The sequence below is a fragment of the Pyxidicoccus trucidator genome, assembly GCF_010894435.1.
Taxonomy (GTDB): Bacteria; Myxococcota; Myxococcia; order Myxococcales; family Myxococcaceae; genus Myxococcus; species Myxococcus trucidator.
On the sequence record NZ_JAAIXZ010000008.1, the window covers coordinates 65,416 to 82,780 of the forward strand.

Genomic DNA, 17,365 nt, shown 5'->3' on the forward strand with positions numbered 1-17,365 from the left:
CTGGAGCCCCGCCGGGCATGTCATGCCCCTGTCACGAAGGGGGGCCCGCGGCCCGGCTCAGGGAGCGGGAGGCGCGGAGACCCGGAGCACGTCGCTGGCGGTGTCCCGGGGAGGCAGGAGGAAGGAGCGGGGCGCCTTCACCAGATGGAGGAGCACCGCGCGCAGGAAGGGCAGCGCCTCGCGGGTGGGCACGTCCCTGGCGCGCATGGCCACGCCCAGGGCCAGCGAGAAGGAGACGGTGAAGTTGAGGGCACCGGCGAGGGCCGCGCCCGCCAGGGCGGCGAGGAACTCCGGTTGGAGCACCGCCTGGGCGCCCAGGGTGGCTCCGGAGAAGGCCAGCGAGCCGAGGACGAAGGTGACATGCCGCACGTCCAGCTCCAACCCGAAGAAGCGCCCCACCACCGGCGTCAGGGCCAGGAGGAAGCCCAGCGTCACGTTTCCGCCCAGGCCGGAGGCGGCGTGCTGGAGCCAGGCGGCCAGCCGGCTCGCGCCAGCGTCCCCCAGCAGCCGGCGCAGCACGCGGTGGTGCGCCAGCGCCTCCGGCAGCCGCCGGTACACCACGAAGTTCTCCAGCCACCCGCCCGCCACGCTGCTCAGCCACAGCAGCACGCCGGTGAGGGCGGCGAAGGCCAGGGTGCCGCTCTTCCATGGGTGCAGCGAGGCCACCGTGGCCTGGGCCTTCGCCGGCGTGAGGAAGGTGTGGCCCGTCGCCCACTGGAAGGCCAGCGCCAGCGCCAGCGCCGCCGGGGCCACGACGCCCAGGTTGCCCGCGAAGGCCGCGAGCTGCGAGCGGGTGATGCGGGGGATGAGCTCCACCAGGCTCGCCAGCCGCTCGCCCCGGGCACCCTCGCCCACCGCGCCCGCCAGCGTGGCCGCCGTCACGGAGGGCTGCTTGGTGGCCAGCGTGAAGCCCAGCAACTGGATGAGGACGAAGGCCAGCGCGTAGTTGAGCCCGGTGCCCAGCGCGAGGAAGAAGGGGGCCAGCGCCAGGCCGGACAGGACGAACTTCAGCGCCACCGCCACGGCCGTCACCAGCCCACCGCCCGCCGCCGAGTGCACCATGGCGTGGAACTCGGTGCGGGTGCTGGTGATGTAGTGCTCGCCCGAGTGGCCGGCGCGCTCGATGATTTTGCGCGCCAGCATCCGCACGTTGCGCTTCGCCAGCTCGCGCACGGAGCGGTCCGCGTGCGCCCGCCGCAGCAGGTCCACCAGCAGCGCCATCGCCTCGCGCCAGCGGGGCTCGCCGCGGGGCGCGCCCAGCACCCGGGCGACGGCCTCCATGCGCTCCAGGCTCCGGCGGATGCGCTCCAGCCGGTACACCAGGTCCACGCTGACGCCCGCCTCCTCCAGGTGGCGCGACACGCTGCCCACCACCTGCCGGCAGTCCGCCACGCAGGTGGACAAGTCCTTCAGCGTGTCCGCCGCCGCGTCGCGTGCGAGCACCGCGTCGCAGACGAGGCGCAGCCGCAGGAAGGGCGACGCGCGCAAGGCGGTCTCCGGGCTGCGGTCCCTCACGTCCTCGGCCGTGCCCAGGGCGGCCGTCTGCACCGCCAGCAGCAGCAGTGCGTCCATCAGGTCCGCGCGCACGCGGGCGGCGGGCACCGGCTCCGGCGGGCGCGCGTCGCCCACCAGGGCCGCCAGCTTCGCCAGCAGGGCCGGGGACAGCCCGGCCAGCCAGTCCGCATCACCCGGGACGGGGAAGAGGCGCAGCAGCAGCTCGGACAGCTTGCCGGGCTCCGGCGCCGCGGGGAGCAGCGCGCGCGCCAGCCGGTCGGAGGCCTCGGCGAAGAAGCCCTGGCCCGCGGGCAGGCCCACCTGGGCGAAGAGCTTCAGCCCCCGGCTGCCGTCGCACACCGCGGACACCAGCCGGGTGATGGCGGTGCGCATGGCGGGCTCGCCCTCCATCACCCGCACCATCAGCTGCAGCCGGCTGTCGGCGGCGGGCAACTCCGGCTCGGCGGCGTCCACCAGCGCGTGCGCGGGGATGCGCTCGCGCAGCCACAGCGTCCACCGCTCCACCCACTCCAGCCGTGCCTCCAGGCCACCCTCGGGCACGTCGCACAGCAGTCGGTACAAGTCCCTCACCGCGGGGTTGCCTGGCGAGCGGGGCGCGTACTGCACACAGAACGCGTCCACCTCCCGGGCGGACGGGCCGGTGCTGCGCACGGGGGGCTGGGCGGGGACGGGGAGGGGGACAGTCATCGGCCAGGCAATCCGGGGGAGGCGCGAGCCTAGTCGATGACGCGCCTCCCCGGAACCCTTCCGGCGGCCAGGAGCCTGGTGGCCCGGCCGCCCGGTGGGAGGCGAGCTACTTCTTCTTCACCTTCGCCAGCTCCGTGCGCATGCGCGTCAGCAGCAGGTCCCACCCACCCTGGGTGAGCAGCGGCTGCACCTGCGAGTCGCGGATGTCCTGGAGCATGGAGGAGCCGAGCACCGTCACGTCCACCACCTTCCACGCGGCGGCGTCCTTCATCAGGCGGTACTTCAGCTTCATCTCCTGCGTCTTGAGCGGGTGCTTGATGAAGATGGTGGAGGCGACGGTCGCCTCGTTGCCCTTCACCTCGGCGGGCTCGTAGGTGATGGAGTCCAGGTTCTTGAAGTTCTCACGCACGCGCGGGAAGGCGATGCCGGCGAAGAGGTTCTGGAAGAGCTCGACGAACTCCTTGCGCTGGGCGTCCGTGCCCTTGCTCCACGCGTCGCCGAGCAGGAACTTCCCCTGCTCCTCGCTGCCGAAGTGCTTGAGGGCGGCCGCGTCACGCTCGTAGCGCACGGACTGGACCACCGTCTTGACCGGCTTGGCGACGGCATCGTCCTTCGGCGCGGCGAGCGCGGGGACGGCGAGGGTCAGGGCAGCCAGGAAGGTGATGGTACGGAAGCGGGCGTTCATGTCGGCGGTCCTCCAAAGGAATTCGCGTGCTGTCTGTTAGCGCAAGGGAACGGTCGACGGCTCATGAAATTCACGCCCCCGAGGTGAGCAGCCGTGCGACAGGGCCCGCCTGCCCGGAGGGCGCGAAAGCTGAATGGATACGCCCTTCTGCGCGTTTGACTCCTCTAGGACCACACGTTTAGTGTCCGGACCCTCGCGCACTGTTTCCGCGCCAGTTCAGAGACGACATGCCTACCGACTTTTTGTTCACGTCTGAATCCGTCACCGAAGGCCACCCGGACAAGATCGCCGACCAGATCTCCGACGGTGTGCTGGATGCCATCATCGCCAAGGACCCGCAGGCGCGCGTCGCGGTGGAGACCCTCGTCAAGACGGGCCTCGCCATCGTCGCGGGCGAGGTGACGACGAACTGTTACGTGGACATCCCGCGCATCGTCCGCAGCACCATCTGCCGCATCGGGTACACCGATAGCTCCATGGGCTATGACGGCAACACCTGCGGCGTCATGGTGGCCATCGAAGGCCAGAGCCAGGACATCGCGCGCGGCGTGGACAACAAGAAGGAGCAGGGTGCCGGCGACCAGGGCATGATGTTCGGCTTCGCGTGCGACGAGACGCCGGAGCTGATGCCCGCCCCGCTGCACTACGCCCACGCGCTGACCCGCCGCCTGGCGGACGTGCGCCGCAAGCAGCACGACTGGATCCGCCCGGACGGCAAGAGCCAGGTGACGGTGCAGTACGTGGACGGCCGCCCGGTCCGCATCGACGCGGTGGTGGTGTCCACGCAGCACTCCGAGGACGTCTCCAACAAGAAGATCCAGGAGGCCATCCGCGAGGACGTCATCGCGAAGGCGCTGCCCAAGAAGCTCATCGACAACAAGACCAAGTTCTACATCAACCCCACGGGCCGCTTCGTGGTGGGTGGCCCCATGGGCGACTCGGGCGTGACGGGCCGGAAGATCATCGTCGACACCTACGGCGGCATGGGCCGTCACGGTGGCGGCGCGTTCAGCGGCAAGGACCCGTCCAAGGTGGACCGCTCGGCCGCGTACATGGGCCGTCACATCGCCAAGACGGTGGTGGCTGCGGGCCTGGCGAAGCGCTGCGAGGTGCAGGTGTCCTACGCCATCGGCGTGGCCGACCCGGTCAGCGTCATGGTGGAGACCTTCGGCACCGCCACGGTTCCCGAGGAGCGCATCGCCAAGGCCGTGCGCCAGGTGTTCGGCCTGCGCCCGCGCGAAATCACCGAGTACCTGGACCTGCTGCGGCCCATCTACCAGAAGACCGCCGCCTACGGTCACTTCGGCCGCGCCGAGAAGGAGTTCACCTGGGAGCGCACGGACAAGAAGGACGCCCTGCGTGACGCCGCCGGTGGCACCGCCGCCGCGAGCCGCCTGAAGGCGGTCTGACACAGCTTCAACGGGGGTGGGGGCTCTGCCTCCTGCCCCTTCCGAAGTGAGGCCGCGCGCCAGTCCCGACGAGGGGCGGCGCGCGGTTTCGTTTCAGGCGCTCACAGCAGCCCGTGCGCCTTCAGCGCTTCGAGCGCGGAGGCGAGCGCGGGCTGGGGCTTCGGCCGCTTGCCCGGCGGTGACTGCACGGCGCTGACGAAGACGTAGCGCCCGCGCGGTGAGGTGACGTGGCCCACCAGCCAGGTGATGTCGCCCTTGGGCTGGAGATACGTGCCTGTCTTGCAGCTCAGCACCGCGCCGTCCTTCCACGGGCCACCCATGTTGATGCCGTCGCGGGTGTTGGCCACGGTGTCCGGGCCCTGCACCAGCGTGGCCTTCACGGCCTCCAGCGTCTTCGGGCTTACCGGCAGCTCGCCCCGGTACATGCGGGCGAGGAAGTCGAGTTGCTCGTCCGGGGAGACGCGCAGCGGGCCACCCCGCCAGAAGCGGGTGAGGTCGCCCGAGGCGTCCGCGTTGCCGTAGCGGAAGCGCTTCAGCCACTCCTCCATGCGCTTCCTGCCAATCTGCTTCGCCGTGCCCTGGAAGAACCACATCGCGGAGCGGCGCATGGCCGTGTCCAGCGTCTGGTCCTGGTTCCACATCTCGATGAAGTGCTTCGTGCCGTCCCATTTGCGCACCTCGGTGGTGCTGGAGACCACGCCCGTCTCCAGTGCGATGAGCGCGTGGGGCACCTTGAAGGAGGATGCCGGGACGAGCCGCTTCGCGCACCTCGCGGCGTCGTTGCGCGTCACCGTGCCTGTCTCCAGGTCCATCAGCAGGAAGCAGCCCGGGTGTGAGACGGCGGGCTTCGCGGCGGGTGGCTCCGCGGCGGCGCAGAGGGTGGAGACGACCAGGGTGAGCGCGAGCAGGACGCGATGGGGCTGGGGCATGCGGTGGCTCCTGGGACGGGGTGGGGCGGTGGATGGTGGCTCCATCCATCCGGCATGTCGGCGCGGGCGTTGAGCAAGGCCTGGGCCAGCTTCGAGGGGCCGTCGGTGCAGAGGCACGGGAGTCGGAATCTCGAGCAGCATGGTGGAGTCCGTGGCCGCCCGGACACGCGTGTGCGTGTTCGCGCCCACGGCGGCGCGCCGTCCCTGTCAGGCCCAGGCGCGTGCAACGGGAGCCGTGGCCGCTCCCGCCGAGACTTTCGCGAAGGTGAGTGCCACCGGGCAAGTGAAAGTCGCGGCACCCTCGGAAGCGGCGTAGCTTCGAGCCAGGAAGATTCACGGTCGCCGTCGTTGGGTGGGCGTGGGACGCCACGGCGCACAGGCAGGGAGCTCGGAGTTGGCGGAGCAGAAGCGTCGTTCCTGGAGTCCGCGGCTGCGTCATGCCGCGCTCATGGTCCTGGCCGCCGTCGCGGGAGTCGTCGTCGCCGCCGTGGGCCTGCCGTCCTGGCTCAGCGCCGCGAGTGAGCAGGCGCCTCCCGCCCTCTTCCTGGCGGACGCCCCCACGCGCACCCTCGAAGCGCGGGTGAGCTACCCGGGCGCGGACATGCATCGTCCCTATGGAGCGCTGCGCTCCGGAGATGCCGGGGCCCCGCCGCCCGCGCCGCTGCGCGAGCTGGCGCGGATGGAGGAGGCGGGAGACGTGCATGGGCTCGCGGCGGCCTACCTCGTGCGCGGCAACACGCAGATGGCGGCGCCGTACCTGGCAACGGCGGCGGAGTCGCCGGACGTGGCCAGTGACAGGGCCGTGCTGGCGTTGGACCGGAAGGACTACGCCGAGGCGCTCGAGTTGCTGGAGGGCGCGCTCCACGCGCAGCCGAAGCATGCGCAGGCGCTGTGGAACCGCGGACTGGTGCTGAAGGAGCTGGAGTTGTGGGCGCTGGCCGCGCAGTCGTTCGACGCGGTGGCCGCGCTGGGGGAGCACGGCTGGGCGGGGGAGGCGAAGGCGCGGGCGGACGCGCTGCGGAGCCACCTCGTGGACTCGTGGCGCGAGACGACGGACGCGGCCAAGGCGCTGATTACCGAGAAGAGCACCGTCCCCGAGGAGCTGCTCCAGGCCAAGCCCGGAGCGTTTCGCGCGAAGCTGTATGAAGCCATCCGTGTGGCTCCGTCGGTGGAGAGGCTCAAGTCGCTGGAACCCGTGGCTGCGGCGCTGGATGCCCGCTACGGAGGCTCGGCCATGCGCGATGCCATCCGCTGGGCGCAATCCCGGGACTTCCGTCATCGAGGACCGCTGGCCGCGCGCTACCTGGAGCTGTACCGCACCAACAAGGTCGCCGGAGGCGTGTCGCTGTTTCTGGAGGACGTGCTGCGCGCGGGAGAGCGTGACCTGTACATGGGGGCACTCGTCCACCAGGGGCTGGTGGACGAGCACCTGGACACCTTCTCTTCGCTGGCCGCACAGGTGAGAGACCCCTGGTTCATCCTCATGGCGGAGCATGAGAAGGCCCTGGTCGCCATCCGGCGCGGCGAGCTCCTTCGGGCGGAGCATCTCCTACTGGGAGCGGTGGCGCGCTGCGCTGCACAGCCGATTGGCTATCGCTGCATCCCCATTGAAGCGGACCTGTCCGATCTCTATCGCCAGCTCCACCGTCTGCCAGAGTCGAACAGGCACGCGCAGGCGGCGCTCTCCCGCTATCGCGGTGATAGCCGCTGGAGCGAGGAGCAACACCAGCAGCAGCTTGGGCAGAACGCGCGCTATCTCGGTGAGGCCTCGCTGGCGCGCGCGTATCTGGAAGAGACGCTCGCTCGGAACCCGAACGACTGCAAGATGCGGCACTTCGTGCGGGCGAACGATGCCCTGGCGCGGCTGCAAGCGTTGGACGTCATGGGGGCCCGCGCGAGCATGTCCGAGGCGCTGTCGTGTGAGACCCCCTTGTCGATCTCGGGAGCCAGGACACTGGTGGACCTTGCGCGGATGCATCCCGATACCGGGCAGGACCGCATGTTGTTCGATGGGCTCAAGGCCCTCCGCAGCCAGGGAAGGCTCCCTCCTGGGCAGATGGCGCTTATCACGCATTTCGAGGGACGCTTTCACGTGGAGCAGGACCGGACGCGCGGCGAAGAGCTACTCCGGCGTGCCATCGTCGAGGCGCGGCAGCTCCCCTCCTATGATGTGGATGCGCGGAAGGCGCAGGCCTATAGCTACACCTCCCTCCTGTTCGCCGCCGGGAAAGCCGGTGAGTACGAGCGGTCGCTGGCGCTCTTTGGTGAGGAGCTGGGGGGCGCGCTTCCACGGCGGTGTCTGCTCGCGGTAACGGTGGATGCCGAGCGGACCCTCATCGTCACGCTCGGCGTGGACGGTCAGTCATTGGCCCACTACGACGCGAGCCGTACGGTGGCCCTGGGCGAAGACGTCCGGGGACTTGTCCCCGAGGTGGTGATGGCTCCACTTCGTGCGTGTGAACAGGTGGCAGTGGTGGCGCGCCCGCCGCTGCACGGTCGCGCGGGCTTGTTGCCTGCCGAAATGGCCTGGTCCTACTACGTTCCGCGCTCTCCTCCTGACGTGCCTGCTACCGGTCTCGCGCGGCGCCTGGTGGTGGCTGACGTCGTGGCGCCCCGGGGCCTGGGGCTACCTTCACTGAATACGTGGGACGGCGCTGTGGAGACGGGGACTACCCTGTTGTCCGGGCAGGATGCCACGCCTTCCCGAGTGCTCAATGCGATGGCGGAGGCCACCGAGGTCGAGGTCCATGCCCACGGGCTGGTGAACCCGAATCTCTCCGAAGCGTCTTTGTTGGTGCTGTCGCAGGAAGATGGCGGGCGCTATGCGTTGACAGCAGGAGAGGTCCAGGAACGGCGGCTCCATGGCCAGCCGCTGGTCATCCTGGCTGCATGCCGTGCGGCGCATGGGGCGCCGTGGACGTATGAGCGCTTCAGTCTGCCAGTTGCATTCATCAACGCGGGAGCTCGCGCGGTGCTCGCCGCCACGGTGGATGTGCCGGATGCACAGGCAGGCGCGTTCTTCAGCGCCGTGCGGGAGCGTATCCGGCATGGCGCGCACGCGGCGGTCGCGCTCCGCGACGTGCGCATGCAGTGGCTCGGTCGCGACCCGGAGAGCTGGGCCCGGTCGGTGCTCGTTTTCGATTGAGGATGGGATGATCCCGTCCTGAGTGTGGAGGGGGATGTCATGATGAAGAGACTCTTGCTGTGTGTAGTCCTGGCGGGCTCGTTGGCGGGTTGCCGCATTCTGGGTGAGCCCCGGCCCACGCCGGACACATGCCCCGAGTTGGGACCGGTACCCACGGCTCCGCCGGTCAAGGAGTTGCCTCCGGGCGCAACCCCGCCACCGGGGGCCTCGCATGTCATCGGGCTGTTCTGTCAGGACACGGGGACGTTCCATGCGGCCGGCGTCAACGTGAAGACCCGGTCCTTCACGTACCTCGTGTCGGGCAGCCGGGCCTCGCGGGAGTCGTTCCTCGCCAATGCCTACAAATCGGGCGTCCCCGTGGTCATCTACACCGGTCCGGTGAAGGTGCCCGGGGGCAAGCGCATGAGCGGAAGCGCCGCCGTGGCCTCCGGGGCCACGACTCCGTCCACGGAGACAGGCGCAGGGGAGGATGAGACACTCGATCCTTGCTTCGATGCGAACGAGGTTGGCGACAAGCCACCGCAGACCCCGAAGGACCCGGGCGACGCGAACCCGAAGCCGATTGATACCTTCACCCAGCTGGCTTGGACGTCGGCCAATGCGATTGATGGTGTCAGCGACCCCGCGACCGCGTCCAGCACGCAGCCGTCGCCCGGGACGAGCGTGCCTCGGTAGTGAAGGGGCCGACCGGGCGCGGAGCCATCAAGAGAATGGCTCCGCGCCTGGTGTCCTCCGCTGTCAGTGTCTTCCAGTAGTCTGGTTTCGAAGCGGGGCCGGCTGCTTCGAGTTGTACAGAGGGGGATGAGATGAAGAATCGGTTGTTGAGACTGGTGATGCTGACGCTGGTCACCGGACCGCTGGTGGGGAGCGCTGGGCCGCTGGGGCCCATCCTGCTTCCAACAGGGACAGGGGACGGGCTGGACTCAACGGAGATCGGCGAAGATCCACCGCCCTCTCCAAAGGACCCGGGCAATGTCCAGCCAGGGACCAGGACTTCGGAGCTCCAGGGCACGGCCGCCGCGAGAAGGGCCGACGGGTCCTTCGGGCCCGTCCTGCTGCCGACGAGACCTGGAGAGGGCCCGGACTCGACGGAGATTGGTCAAGACCCGCCGCCCTCTCCGAAAGACCCGGGCGACATCCAGCCCGAGTCGCCGTTGTTGACGCCCGGAGCAATCGCCATCGCTGCAAGGCCGGTCGTTGGGACCGCCAGGTTCTCCGGGCCCATCCTGTGGCCCACGGGGCCCGGAGATGACCTGGACTCGACGGAGATTGGTGACAAGCCTCCGCCGGATCCGACAGACGAGGGCGGCATCTGGCCGGTGTCTTCGCTGGGGGCCTGAAGTCCGCCCGGGCTTCTTGAAGGTTCAGGGGCCGCCTTCCTCACCGGGAGGGCGGCCTCGCTGTCACTGACCTCCCGCTGTTTCCGGGAAGGTGGCCAGCGTCAGGGACTCAGGAGAGCCCTTCAAGTCCCTGGGAAACACCGTCACGCCGGACAGGTAGCGCCAGCCGGTGCCGTCGTGGCGGAAGTCCGAGCGCTCCACGAAGGACTGCTCCTTCCCCTTCTCGAACACCTTGGCGAAGAAGAGCACCCGCGCCAGGCCCGAGGCATCCGGAGGCTGGCGGTCCATCACCACCAGCTTGGGGTACTGGTGTCCCTGGGCGTGGGCGCGCACCTCGCGCAGGTACTGCTCCTGGGGGCGTGCGCGGTCCGGGTGGTCCGGGTGCAGCGTCTTCCACAGGTAGGCCGCGTCGCGCAGGGCGAAGGCGCTGTAGCGGCTGCGCATGAGGCGCTCGGCGTCGGGTGGCTCCGCCTCCCCTTTGTGGAAGGGGGCGCAGCACTCGCGGTAGCGGAGTCCGGAACAGCAGGGGCAGGGTGGGGCAGGGGGCATGGCGCGGCGTCCAGCCTACCCCGGCCCGGTGGGCGGACGTGGGTGGGGCGTGCTGGCGCTCACAGAGGCGGAGGAACGCCCTTGCTGGCGGGGGAGTCCGGACATACATCCGGAGGCCGCGCCTATGAGCCTCCTCGAAGCCATCGTCCTGGGCCTGGTCCAGGGTCTCACCGAGTTCCTCCCCATCAGCTCCACCGCGCACCTGCGCATTGCTCCGGAGCTGTTCGGCTGGAAGGACCCGGGGGCCGCGTACTCGGCCGTGATTCAGCTGGGCACGGTGGCCGCCGTGCTCATCTACTTCCGCAAGGACCTGGTCTCGCTGACGGTGGCCTTCTTCCGGGGGCTGGCGCGGCGCGAGCCCTTCGCAACGCTGGAGTCCCGGCTGGCGTGGTTCGTCCTGGTGGGCACGCTGCCCATCGGCGTGTGCGGCCTGGCCTTCAAGAAGCTCATCGAGAACCAGTTCCGCTCGCTCTACGTCATCTCCGGCAGCCTCATCATCCTGGCGCTCATCCTCCTCGTGGTGGAGCGGGTCGCCTCCCACCAGCGGACGCTGGCGGACATGCGCTGGAAGGATGGCATCATCATCGGGCTGTGGCAGGCGGTGGCGCTCATCCCTGGGTCGTCCCGCTCGGGCACCACCATCACCGGTGGACTGGCGCTGGGCCTCAAGCGCGAGGACGCGGCGCGCTACTCCTTCCTGCTGTCCATCCCCGCCACCACCCTGGCGGGCGTCTTCGAGCTCAAGCACCTGCTGGAGGCCACCGAGCGGCCGTCCGCCCTGTCCCTCTGGGTGGGCACGCTGGTGGCGTTCGCCTCGGGCATGGCGGCCATTGCCTGGCTGTTGAGCTACCTGCGCTCGCGCACCATGCTGGTGTTCGTGGTGTACCGAGTGGCGCTGGGCGTGCTGCTGCTGGTGCTCCTGCAGGCAGGGAAGCTCAAGCCGATGTCGGGCGTGGAGAACATCGACGTGCCTCCCGAGCCCGGCAAGCAGCAGATAGAGAAGCAGATCACGGATTAGAGAAGGGTGTGTGGGTCGTGAGCGTGGAGGCGCTGTTCGAATCGCTGGAGGCACGGCTGTCATCGCGGCCGGCGCGCACGGTGGACCTGCCGGGGCTGGTGCTGCGGGAGGCCTCGGTGCTGGTGCCCGTGTTCGAGCGGGACGGGGTGCCGCACGTGCTCTTCACGCGGAGGCCGCCGACGCTGCGCACCCACGCGGACCAGTACAGCTTCCCCGGGGGCGGGCGGGACGCGGAGGACGCGACGCCGCTGCACACGGCGCTGCGCGAGACGGAGGAGGAGCTGGGGGTCGACCGTCGGCGTGTGCGGGTGCTGGGCATGCTGGACGAGGTGCCGACCATCTCCCAGTACCGGGTGAGTCCCTTCGTGGGTGTCATCCCCGGTGACGGCCAGTACCGCCCGAGCGCGGAAGAGGTGGCCTTCATCCTCGAGGTGCCGCTGGCGAACCTGCTGGACCCGGCCATCCTCCGCGTGGAGCGCAAGGAGGTCTTCGGCGCCGAGCGCGAGCTGTACTTCTACACGTACGGAACGCACATCATCTGGGGCGCCACGGCGCGAATCCTGCGCGACTTCCTCAATCACGTGACGCAGGTGCCGGGCCTGGCCGCGGCGCTGGGGCTTCGGAACTGACGGGCTACCCCTGCGCGGGCTGGGAGAAGCGCCGCAGCGGGTCCCAGACGTATTGCTCCGTGGGCGTGAGGACAGTGTTGGTCAGCTGGTGGTCGGAGACGAGGCGCGCGAAGCGCTCCGACACAACGTAGATGCCGGGCAGGCCACGGGGTTCGAAGATGTCGTCCCCGTTCCAGCTTCCAGGCTCCAGGCTGAAGCCATTGATGCCGTCCGTGCCCACCGCGCGGCAGTAGTCGCAGTCGAAGGGGCCCGGCCGGAGAATCTGGCTTCGGGGCTCGTCCACGAGGGCCGAGCCGAAGGTCATGGTCACCGCGAGATACTGTGGAAGCGTGAAGCGGGTGTTGGTGCCGCGCCGCTGACGCTGAACCTTGAGAACGTCTACCGGGCCGAAGCCGTGCAGGCCCGTGAGTCCCGCTGACCGGAAGGCATCTGCGAACCGCTCGGAGACAATCAGGTCCGAGCCTCCGCCAAGCGACTGAGCCATGTCTCCGGGCTCTTCACCGTACAGCTTCAGTTTCACGCGGTAGGGCGGGAGCCACTTCAACATGCTCACGAATCCACCGCAGCGTGGGCAATGCTCGGCGTCCATTCGTTCCTGAGCCTCGACAGTGGAGAACTCCGTGTCGTGGCGGGTGTAGCGCTGAGTCTTGAGGACGAAGAAGTGGGGGCTCGGGTAGGGGTCAGAACCCATTGGGAAACCTCGCCAGCATCTCAGGCCGCGAATAGACCGAGCGCAAGAAGGCTTCGAACTGCTGTGGCGTTGCCTGCCTGTGTGTAAAGAGCCAGTTGACCACCTCTTCATCCACTTGCCGGTGCCAATGCTGGTAGCCGTTATGGGCTGCCTTGTCGACTGCCCGGCTGACGAAACGCGGATCTCTCGGCTGATAGACGCCTTTGAGCGTGCCGTGTTTGTTCAGCGCGTCCGCGATCGTCTTGGAGATGACGTGGTGCTGCTGCCCGGTGGTGGCAACGGTCTTCGCGGCCTGTTGGGCCTGTTGAGCCGCCTCTTTCTCCAGCTTCGCCGCCAGCTTGGCGTCGACCTGGCGGACGGCCTCACACGCGGTGGCGGAGCCTTGCTTGCAGCCACAGACCGCACTCGTCTCTTGCGGTGTACAGGGAACCGTGGACAGCGCCAGCAGGAGCAGCGTCGTCAGCATCGTGGGACTCCAAGGAGTGGGAAGCATCACCTCGGGGCGTGAGCCCCGGGTTGCCCTGCCAGCGGCTTCGTGCCCGTGCGTGCCGCCTAGAACTGCAGGTACACGTACGGGCGCGTCTCCACGGCGGACAGGTGGCGGATGCCCAGGCCGAGCAGCACGAGCGCCACGGCGCGCACCGGCACAGGCATCCGCACGAAGAGCTCCGACGACACGGTGTAGAGCTTCATCGGCACGGCGTGGAAGAGCACTGCCGCCGCCAGCATGCCCCACACCAGCGGACTGACGTTGGCGATGCCGGGCACCCCCGCCATCATCCGCGCGTAGAACTCCGTTGCGTGCGTCATGTCCGGCGCGCGGAAGACGACGCGCGTGAGCACTACAATCGTGAACGTCGCCAGCATGCCCAGCGCGACGCGGGGGATGCCCGGTGACTCGGGCTTGCCCACCGCCCACTCCCAGCAGCGCAGCCCGCACAGCGCCACGCCGTGCACCGCGCCCCAGACGGCGAAGCGCCAGTCCGCCCCGTGCCACAGGCCACCCAGCACCATCACCGTCATCAGGTTGAAGAGCACGCGCGGCTTCGAGACGCGGTTGCCGCCCAGCGGGCGGTACAGGTAGTCCCGCAGCCACGTTGACAGGCTCAGGTGCCACCGGTTCCAGAACTCGGCGATGTTCTTCGCCAGGTACGGGCGGTTGAAGTTCTCCGGGAACTTGAAGCCGAACAGCGCCGCCACGCCCAGCGCGATGTCCGAGTACCCCGAGAAGTCGTAGTAGAGCTCGAAGGTGTAGGCCACCGCGGCGACGATGCACTCGGCGGAGGCGTACTTCTCCGGCGCGCCGAAGACGGGGTCGACAATGCCCGCGCCCAGCACGTCCGCGATGACCAGCTTCTTCACCAGGCCCACGGCGATGCGGAACAGCGCGTGGCCGCCCTGCTCGGGCGTGAGGCTCGGCGTGTCGCGGAAGTGCGCCATCAGCTCCGACGCGCGGACGATGGGGCCGCTCACCACGCGCGGGAAGAAGAGCATGTACAGCAGGTGCTCGATGAACGAGTGCTCCGCGCTCGCCTTCCCCCGGTACACGTCCACCGTGTAGCTGATGGCCTGGAAGACGAAGAAGGACAGGCCCACCGGCAACAGCAGGTTGAAGGGCTCCGGCCGCACCGCGATTCCCAGCGGCGCCAGCAGCGACAGCACCGTCTGCCGCAGCAGCTCCAGGTACTTGAAGCCCGCCAGCAGCCCCAGGTTGGAGACGATGGACAGCGTGACGAGCGCCTTGCGCGCACCCTGGGACTGCGCGCGGGCCATGCCCTTCACGCACAGGTGGTCCACCGTGACGCCCACCAGGAAGATGAGGATGGGGAAGGGCGTGAAGGCGGCGTAGAAGTAGAGGCTCGCCACCAGCAGCACGCCCATGCGCGGCCAGAAGTGGCGGTGCACCGCCCAGTAGAGGGCGAACACCGCGACGACGAAGGCGAGGTATTGGAGGCTGTGGGACAGCACGTCAGTTGTCCTCCACGCGCGCGGTGGGCTGGCCCTTCTTGTGGACCTCGTAGGCGGCGAGCAAGTCCCGCACGAAGGCACCCGCCAGCCGCGCGTAGCCTTCCGGCGTCAGGTGCACGCCGTCCGGGTGGCCCAGCACCGGCTGCGAGTGCTTCCAGCGCAGCATGGCGCGCTCGCCGCCCATGGCCGCGCGCGGAGACCAGTATGCGCAGCCCGCGTCCTTTGCCACCTGGGGCAGCGTGCCGAGCACCGAGGCCAACGCGGGCGCTTCCTTCCACTGACCGCTGGCGTCCTGCTCCAGCCGGTCCGTGGGGCCCAGGAGCAGGCACTCGGCGCTGGTGGCCTTGCGCAGCCGGGAGATGAGCGCGGTGTAGTCGCGGCGCAGCGCCGCCGCGTCCAGGTCCGGCAGGTGGGCCTCGTTGGTGCCGTACCAGAAGACGAGCAGGTCCGGCCGCCGCGAGGTGAGCTGCGCGTCCACCGCCGCCGCGTCCATGTCCCGCAGCGTGAAGGCGGTGGCGCCGGGCAGGCCCAGCGCGTCCAGCACCACGCCCGGCGTGTCGTGCTCCAGCGAGGCACCCAGCACGGTGACGCCGCTGTCCGTCGGCGCGGACACCTGCACCGTGTGCGCGGGGCCGGCGACGGGGAAGGAGCGGATGCGCACGGTGGGCGCGGCGAGGGGCTCGGGCAGGGGCGCGTCAGGCGGCACCGGCTGGCCGTCCACGAGGATGTCCGGCGCGCTCGCGCCCGGCACGTCCAGCGTGTACAGGTCCAGCCGCCCCGCGGGCGTCTTCGCGTCCGGGCAGCCCTTGCAGAACTGGATGCGGAGCTTCGCGCCAGGGGCGCCCACGGCGCGGATGCCGGTGAGGCCCCAGAGTCCTCCGGGGGCCGCCTCCAGCGCGTCCTCCACCGTCCACTCGCCCTCCAGCTCGCGGGCCACGCGCGCCGGCTCCAGGCGCGGGGACGACTTGCCGGCGGCGATGAAGCCCCGGCCCGCGTCGCCGAAGCGCTTCGCCAGCACCTCGCGCACCGCGTCCGTGAAGTAGTGCGAGGCCGTGTGCGAGGCGCCGAGCTGGGTGATTCCCACGCGTGTGGCCTCGCCGGCCTCGCGGCGGCCCAGCCGCTCGAAGGTCTTCACCAGCGCCGCGTCCGCGCCCTGCAGTCCCGGCGGGTCCGCCACGTTCAGCATCGGCGCGTGCGACTTCGCGAAGGCCCGCTGGAGGGACAGGTCGAAGAGGTGGCCCAGCAGGTCCGAGCCCTTCGTTCGCGGGTGGACGAGGTCCTCCAGCATCAGCCCCTCTTCCAGCCAGCGGATGGCGGAGCCCTCGCCGCCCATGGCGGTGAAGGCGTCCCAGAAGGCGCAGCCGCCCGCGCGGGCCTCCTCGCGGAAGATGTCGCCCACTTCCTTGGAGCCGCGGCGCGGAATCACGTCGCCGCTCATGGTGCGCACGCCCGCGTCGATGGGGGACATGACGAGGCACGCGGAGTCCGGCACGTTGGCGCGCACGCGGGCCACCAGGTCCTTTATCTGCTGGCGCACCTCGTCCAGGGTGGTGCGGTCTCTCGAGTAGAAGAAGGCCTCGTTGCCGCCGACCATCAGCACGACGAGCGACGGCTTGCGCTGGCGAAGCTGCGCGCGGAAGGCGGCGGGCTGGGCACGCAGGTACACCTCCGCCATGCCGCCCAGCAGGCCCACCGTGTCGTAGACGATGCCGGGCGTGCCCGTCTCCAGCGTCACGCCGTGCAGCTCCACCTTGCCGGACGTGGTGAGCGACAGCGTCTTCGCGCCCTCGGGCAGCGCCACGCGGGCGAAGGCGGCCTCGGACTTGTTCTTGGAGAAGCCGCGCGTCTGGATGCGCTGAATGGACTTGCCGTCCACGGACAGCTGCACGGAGCCGCTGGACGGCTGGGCGAGGAAGAACAGCTCCGCCACCCGCGAGCCCTCCACGTCATAGCGCGAGGTCTGCGCGCCGCCGCCGGAGGTGAAGGCCACGCCCGTCCAGCCCACCCTGTCCCGGGGCCACTTCGTGTCCACCAGCCGCTCAATCACCCAGCCGTCCGAGCCTCGCCCGGAGCGCGTCCACCGGCCGGCGCTGGCCGGGCGGGTGATGAAGAGGAAGCCCTTGCCGCCCGCGCCGAAGCGCTCCTGGAGCCTGTCTCGCACCAGGTCGGTGATGTGGTCCGACGCGACGAGCGAGTCACCCAGGTGCACCACGCGCACCGGCGTGCGGCGGGCGTCGGCGCGCAGGGCGGCCAGCGCGCGGGTGAAGGGGACGAGCCCGTCCTCCAGGCAGGTGCCGTCCGCGGCGGCCTTCCGGCAGTTGAGCTCCAGGTCCACGTGCTGGGCGCCCATGCGCTCGCGCAGGGCTTCCAATTCCAGCGCGCGGGCGAGGGTGGGGGCGCTCAGCTCCTCCAGGCCGATGCCGGGCGTGGTGGGCACGGCGGGAAGGGCGGGCACGGTGTCAGCGATGGTGGCCCCGGCGTCGGGCTCCTCTTCCTCAGGGGGGAGGCCAGGCGTACCGGGGGCCTCCGCCACCATCGTGTCCGAGGGCGGGCGCACGGGGCGCTTCCCCGTCAGCGAGGCGGGCAGCAACAGCGCCACCAGCTTGGGGCCGAGGGGACCGCTTCGCTGCAGGCTCGGGACGGGGCGGAACGCTTCGGGCACCGGCGCCAGCGACAGCCCCACCGCCAGTGCGATGGTGAGGAGGAGCGTCAGCCCGGTGGATCTGGCCTTGAGGAAGTCCAACAGCGCGGCATGAAAGAGGCTTTTTGGAGTCGGGTCAAAACTCTCACCCACCTTCGG

At 69.9% G+C, this 17,365-nt stretch carries 12 protein-coding genes and 1 pseudogene; 5 read left to right on the top strand and 8 right to left on the bottom strand.

What is annotated here, in order from left to right; translation table 11 throughout:
* Positions 1-57: 57 nt before the first annotated feature.
* Together G4D85_RS22660 and G4D85_RS22665 are read right to left on the bottom strand one after the other, a co-directional pair.
* Positions 58-2,202, bottom strand: a complete 2,145-nt coding sequence (locus G4D85_RS22660; protein ID WP_164015334.1) for a site-specific recombinase — start codon at positions 2,200-2,202, stop codon at positions 58-60.
* A gap of 106 nt (positions 2,203-2,308) precedes the next feature.
* The gene (locus G4D85_RS22665) at positions 2,309-2,887 is read right to left on the bottom strand and encodes a Tgt2/MlaC family protein (RefSeq protein WP_164015335.1); all 579 of its coding nucleotides are present in this window, start codon (positions 2,885-2,887) and stop codon (positions 2,309-2,311) included.
* Between the two features lie 227 nt (positions 2,888-3,114).
* On the opposite strand from G4D85_RS22665, the gene metK reads away from it, so the two are divergent.
* Positions 3,115-4,296 (top strand): methionine adenosyltransferase, encoded by a 1,182-nt coding sequence (gene metK / locus G4D85_RS22670; RefSeq protein ID WP_164015337.1) that lies wholly within the window; start codon positions 3,115-3,117, stop codon positions 4,294-4,296.
* A gap of 101 nt (positions 4,297-4,397) precedes the next feature.
* Here metK and G4D85_RS22675 read toward each other — a convergent pair whose 3' ends face one another.
* Positions 4,398-5,225, bottom strand: a complete 828-nt coding sequence (locus G4D85_RS22675) for a penicillin-binding transpeptidase domain-containing protein (RefSeq protein ID WP_164015339.1) — start codon at positions 5,223-5,225, stop codon at positions 4,398-4,400.
* A gap of 394 nt (positions 5,226-5,619) precedes the next feature.
* On the opposite strand from G4D85_RS22675, the gene G4D85_RS22680 reads away from it, so the two are divergent.
* Positions 5,620-8,370: a CHAT domain-containing protein gene (locus tag G4D85_RS22680; protein WP_205525660.1), complete on the top strand. Its 2,751-nt coding sequence runs from the start codon at positions 5,620-5,622 to the stop codon at positions 8,368-8,370.
* Between the two features lie 39 nt (positions 8,371-8,409).
* Entirely contained in the window at positions 8,410-9,045 is a 636-nt protein-coding gene (locus tag G4D85_RS22685) for a hypothetical protein (protein ID WP_164015343.1), read from the top strand.
* A 728-nt stretch (positions 9,046-9,773) separates the two neighbouring features.
* Here G4D85_RS22685 and G4D85_RS22695 read toward each other — a convergent pair.
* On the bottom strand, positions 9,774-10,259 hold the full coding sequence (locus tag G4D85_RS22695) for a YchJ family protein (RefSeq protein ID WP_164015347.1): 486 nt from the start codon (positions 10,257-10,259) through the stop codon (positions 9,774-9,776).
* 124 nt (positions 10,260-10,383) lie between these two features.
* On the opposite strand from G4D85_RS22695, the gene G4D85_RS22700 reads away from it, so the two are divergent.
* Together G4D85_RS22700 and G4D85_RS22705 are read left to right on the top strand one after the other, a co-directional pair.
* Positions 10,384-11,277: an undecaprenyl-diphosphate phosphatase gene (locus tag G4D85_RS22700; RefSeq protein WP_164015349.1), complete on the top strand. Its 894-nt coding sequence runs from the start codon at positions 10,384-10,386 to the stop codon at positions 11,275-11,277.
* Positions 11,278-11,294: 17 nt separating this feature from the next.
* Entirely contained in the window at positions 11,295-11,906 is a 612-nt protein-coding gene (locus G4D85_RS22705; protein ID WP_164016063.1) for a CoA pyrophosphatase, read from the top strand.
* Positions 11,907-11,910: 4 nt separating this feature from the next.
* Here the strand turns inward: G4D85_RS22705 and G4D85_RS49560 are convergent, their stop codons facing one another.
* From G4D85_RS49560 to G4D85_RS22725, 4 genes and pseudogenes are all read right to left on the bottom strand, one after another.
* The gene (locus G4D85_RS49560) at positions 11,911-12,453 is read right to left on the bottom strand and encodes a hypothetical protein (RefSeq protein WP_240359439.1); all 543 of its coding nucleotides are present in this window, start codon (positions 12,451-12,453) and stop codon (positions 11,911-11,913) included.
* Between the two features lie 133 nt (positions 12,454-12,586).
* Positions 12,587-12,874: pseudogene (locus G4D85_RS51000) on the bottom strand (AHH domain-containing protein); the annotation flags it as partial.
* Between the two features lie 275 nt (positions 12,875-13,149).
* Positions 13,150-14,565 (bottom strand): MBOAT family O-acyltransferase, encoded by a 1,416-nt coding sequence (locus tag G4D85_RS22720; RefSeq protein ID WP_164015353.1) that lies wholly within the window; start codon positions 14,563-14,565, stop codon positions 13,150-13,152.
* 1 nt (position 14,566) lies between these two features.
* The gene (locus G4D85_RS22725; RefSeq protein ID WP_240359440.1) at positions 14,567-17,359 is read right to left on the bottom strand and encodes a GDSL-type esterase/lipase family protein; all 2,793 of its coding nucleotides are present in this window, start codon (positions 17,357-17,359) and stop codon (positions 14,567-14,569) included.
* Between the last annotated feature and the right edge of the window lie 6 nt (positions 17,360-17,365).

Excerpts from the sequence above, each read along its gene's own strand:
- G4D85_RS22660 (WP_164015334.1), bottom strand. The coding sequence starts at position 2,202 with ATGACTGTCCCCCTCCCCGTCCCCGCCCAGCCCCCCGTGCGCAGCACC.
- G4D85_RS22685 (WP_164015343.1), top strand. The coding sequence starts at position 8,410 with ATGATGAAGAGACTCTTGCTGTGTGTAGTCCTGGCGGGCTCGTTGGCG.
- metK (WP_164015337.1), top strand. The coding sequence starts at position 3,115 with ATGCCTACCGACTTTTTGTTCACGTCTGAATCCGTCACCGAAGGCCAC.
- G4D85_RS22700 (WP_164015349.1), top strand. The coding sequence starts at position 10,384 with ATGAGCCTCCTCGAAGCCATCGTCCTGGGCCTGGTCCAGGGTCTCACC.
- G4D85_RS22695 (WP_164015347.1), bottom strand. The coding sequence starts at position 10,259 with ATGCCCCCTGCCCCACCCTGCCCCTGCTGTTCCGGACTCCGCTACCGC.
- G4D85_RS22675 (WP_164015339.1), bottom strand. The coding sequence starts at position 5,225 with ATGCCCCAGCCCCATCGCGTCCTGCTCGCGCTCACCCTGGTCGTCTCC.
- G4D85_RS49560 (WP_240359439.1), bottom strand. The coding sequence starts at position 12,453 with ATGTTGAAGTGGCTCCCGCCCTACCGCGTGAAACTGAAGCTGTACGGT.
- G4D85_RS22665 (WP_164015335.1), bottom strand. The coding sequence starts at position 2,887 with ATGAACGCCCGCTTCCGTACCATCACCTTCCTGGCTGCCCTGACCCTC.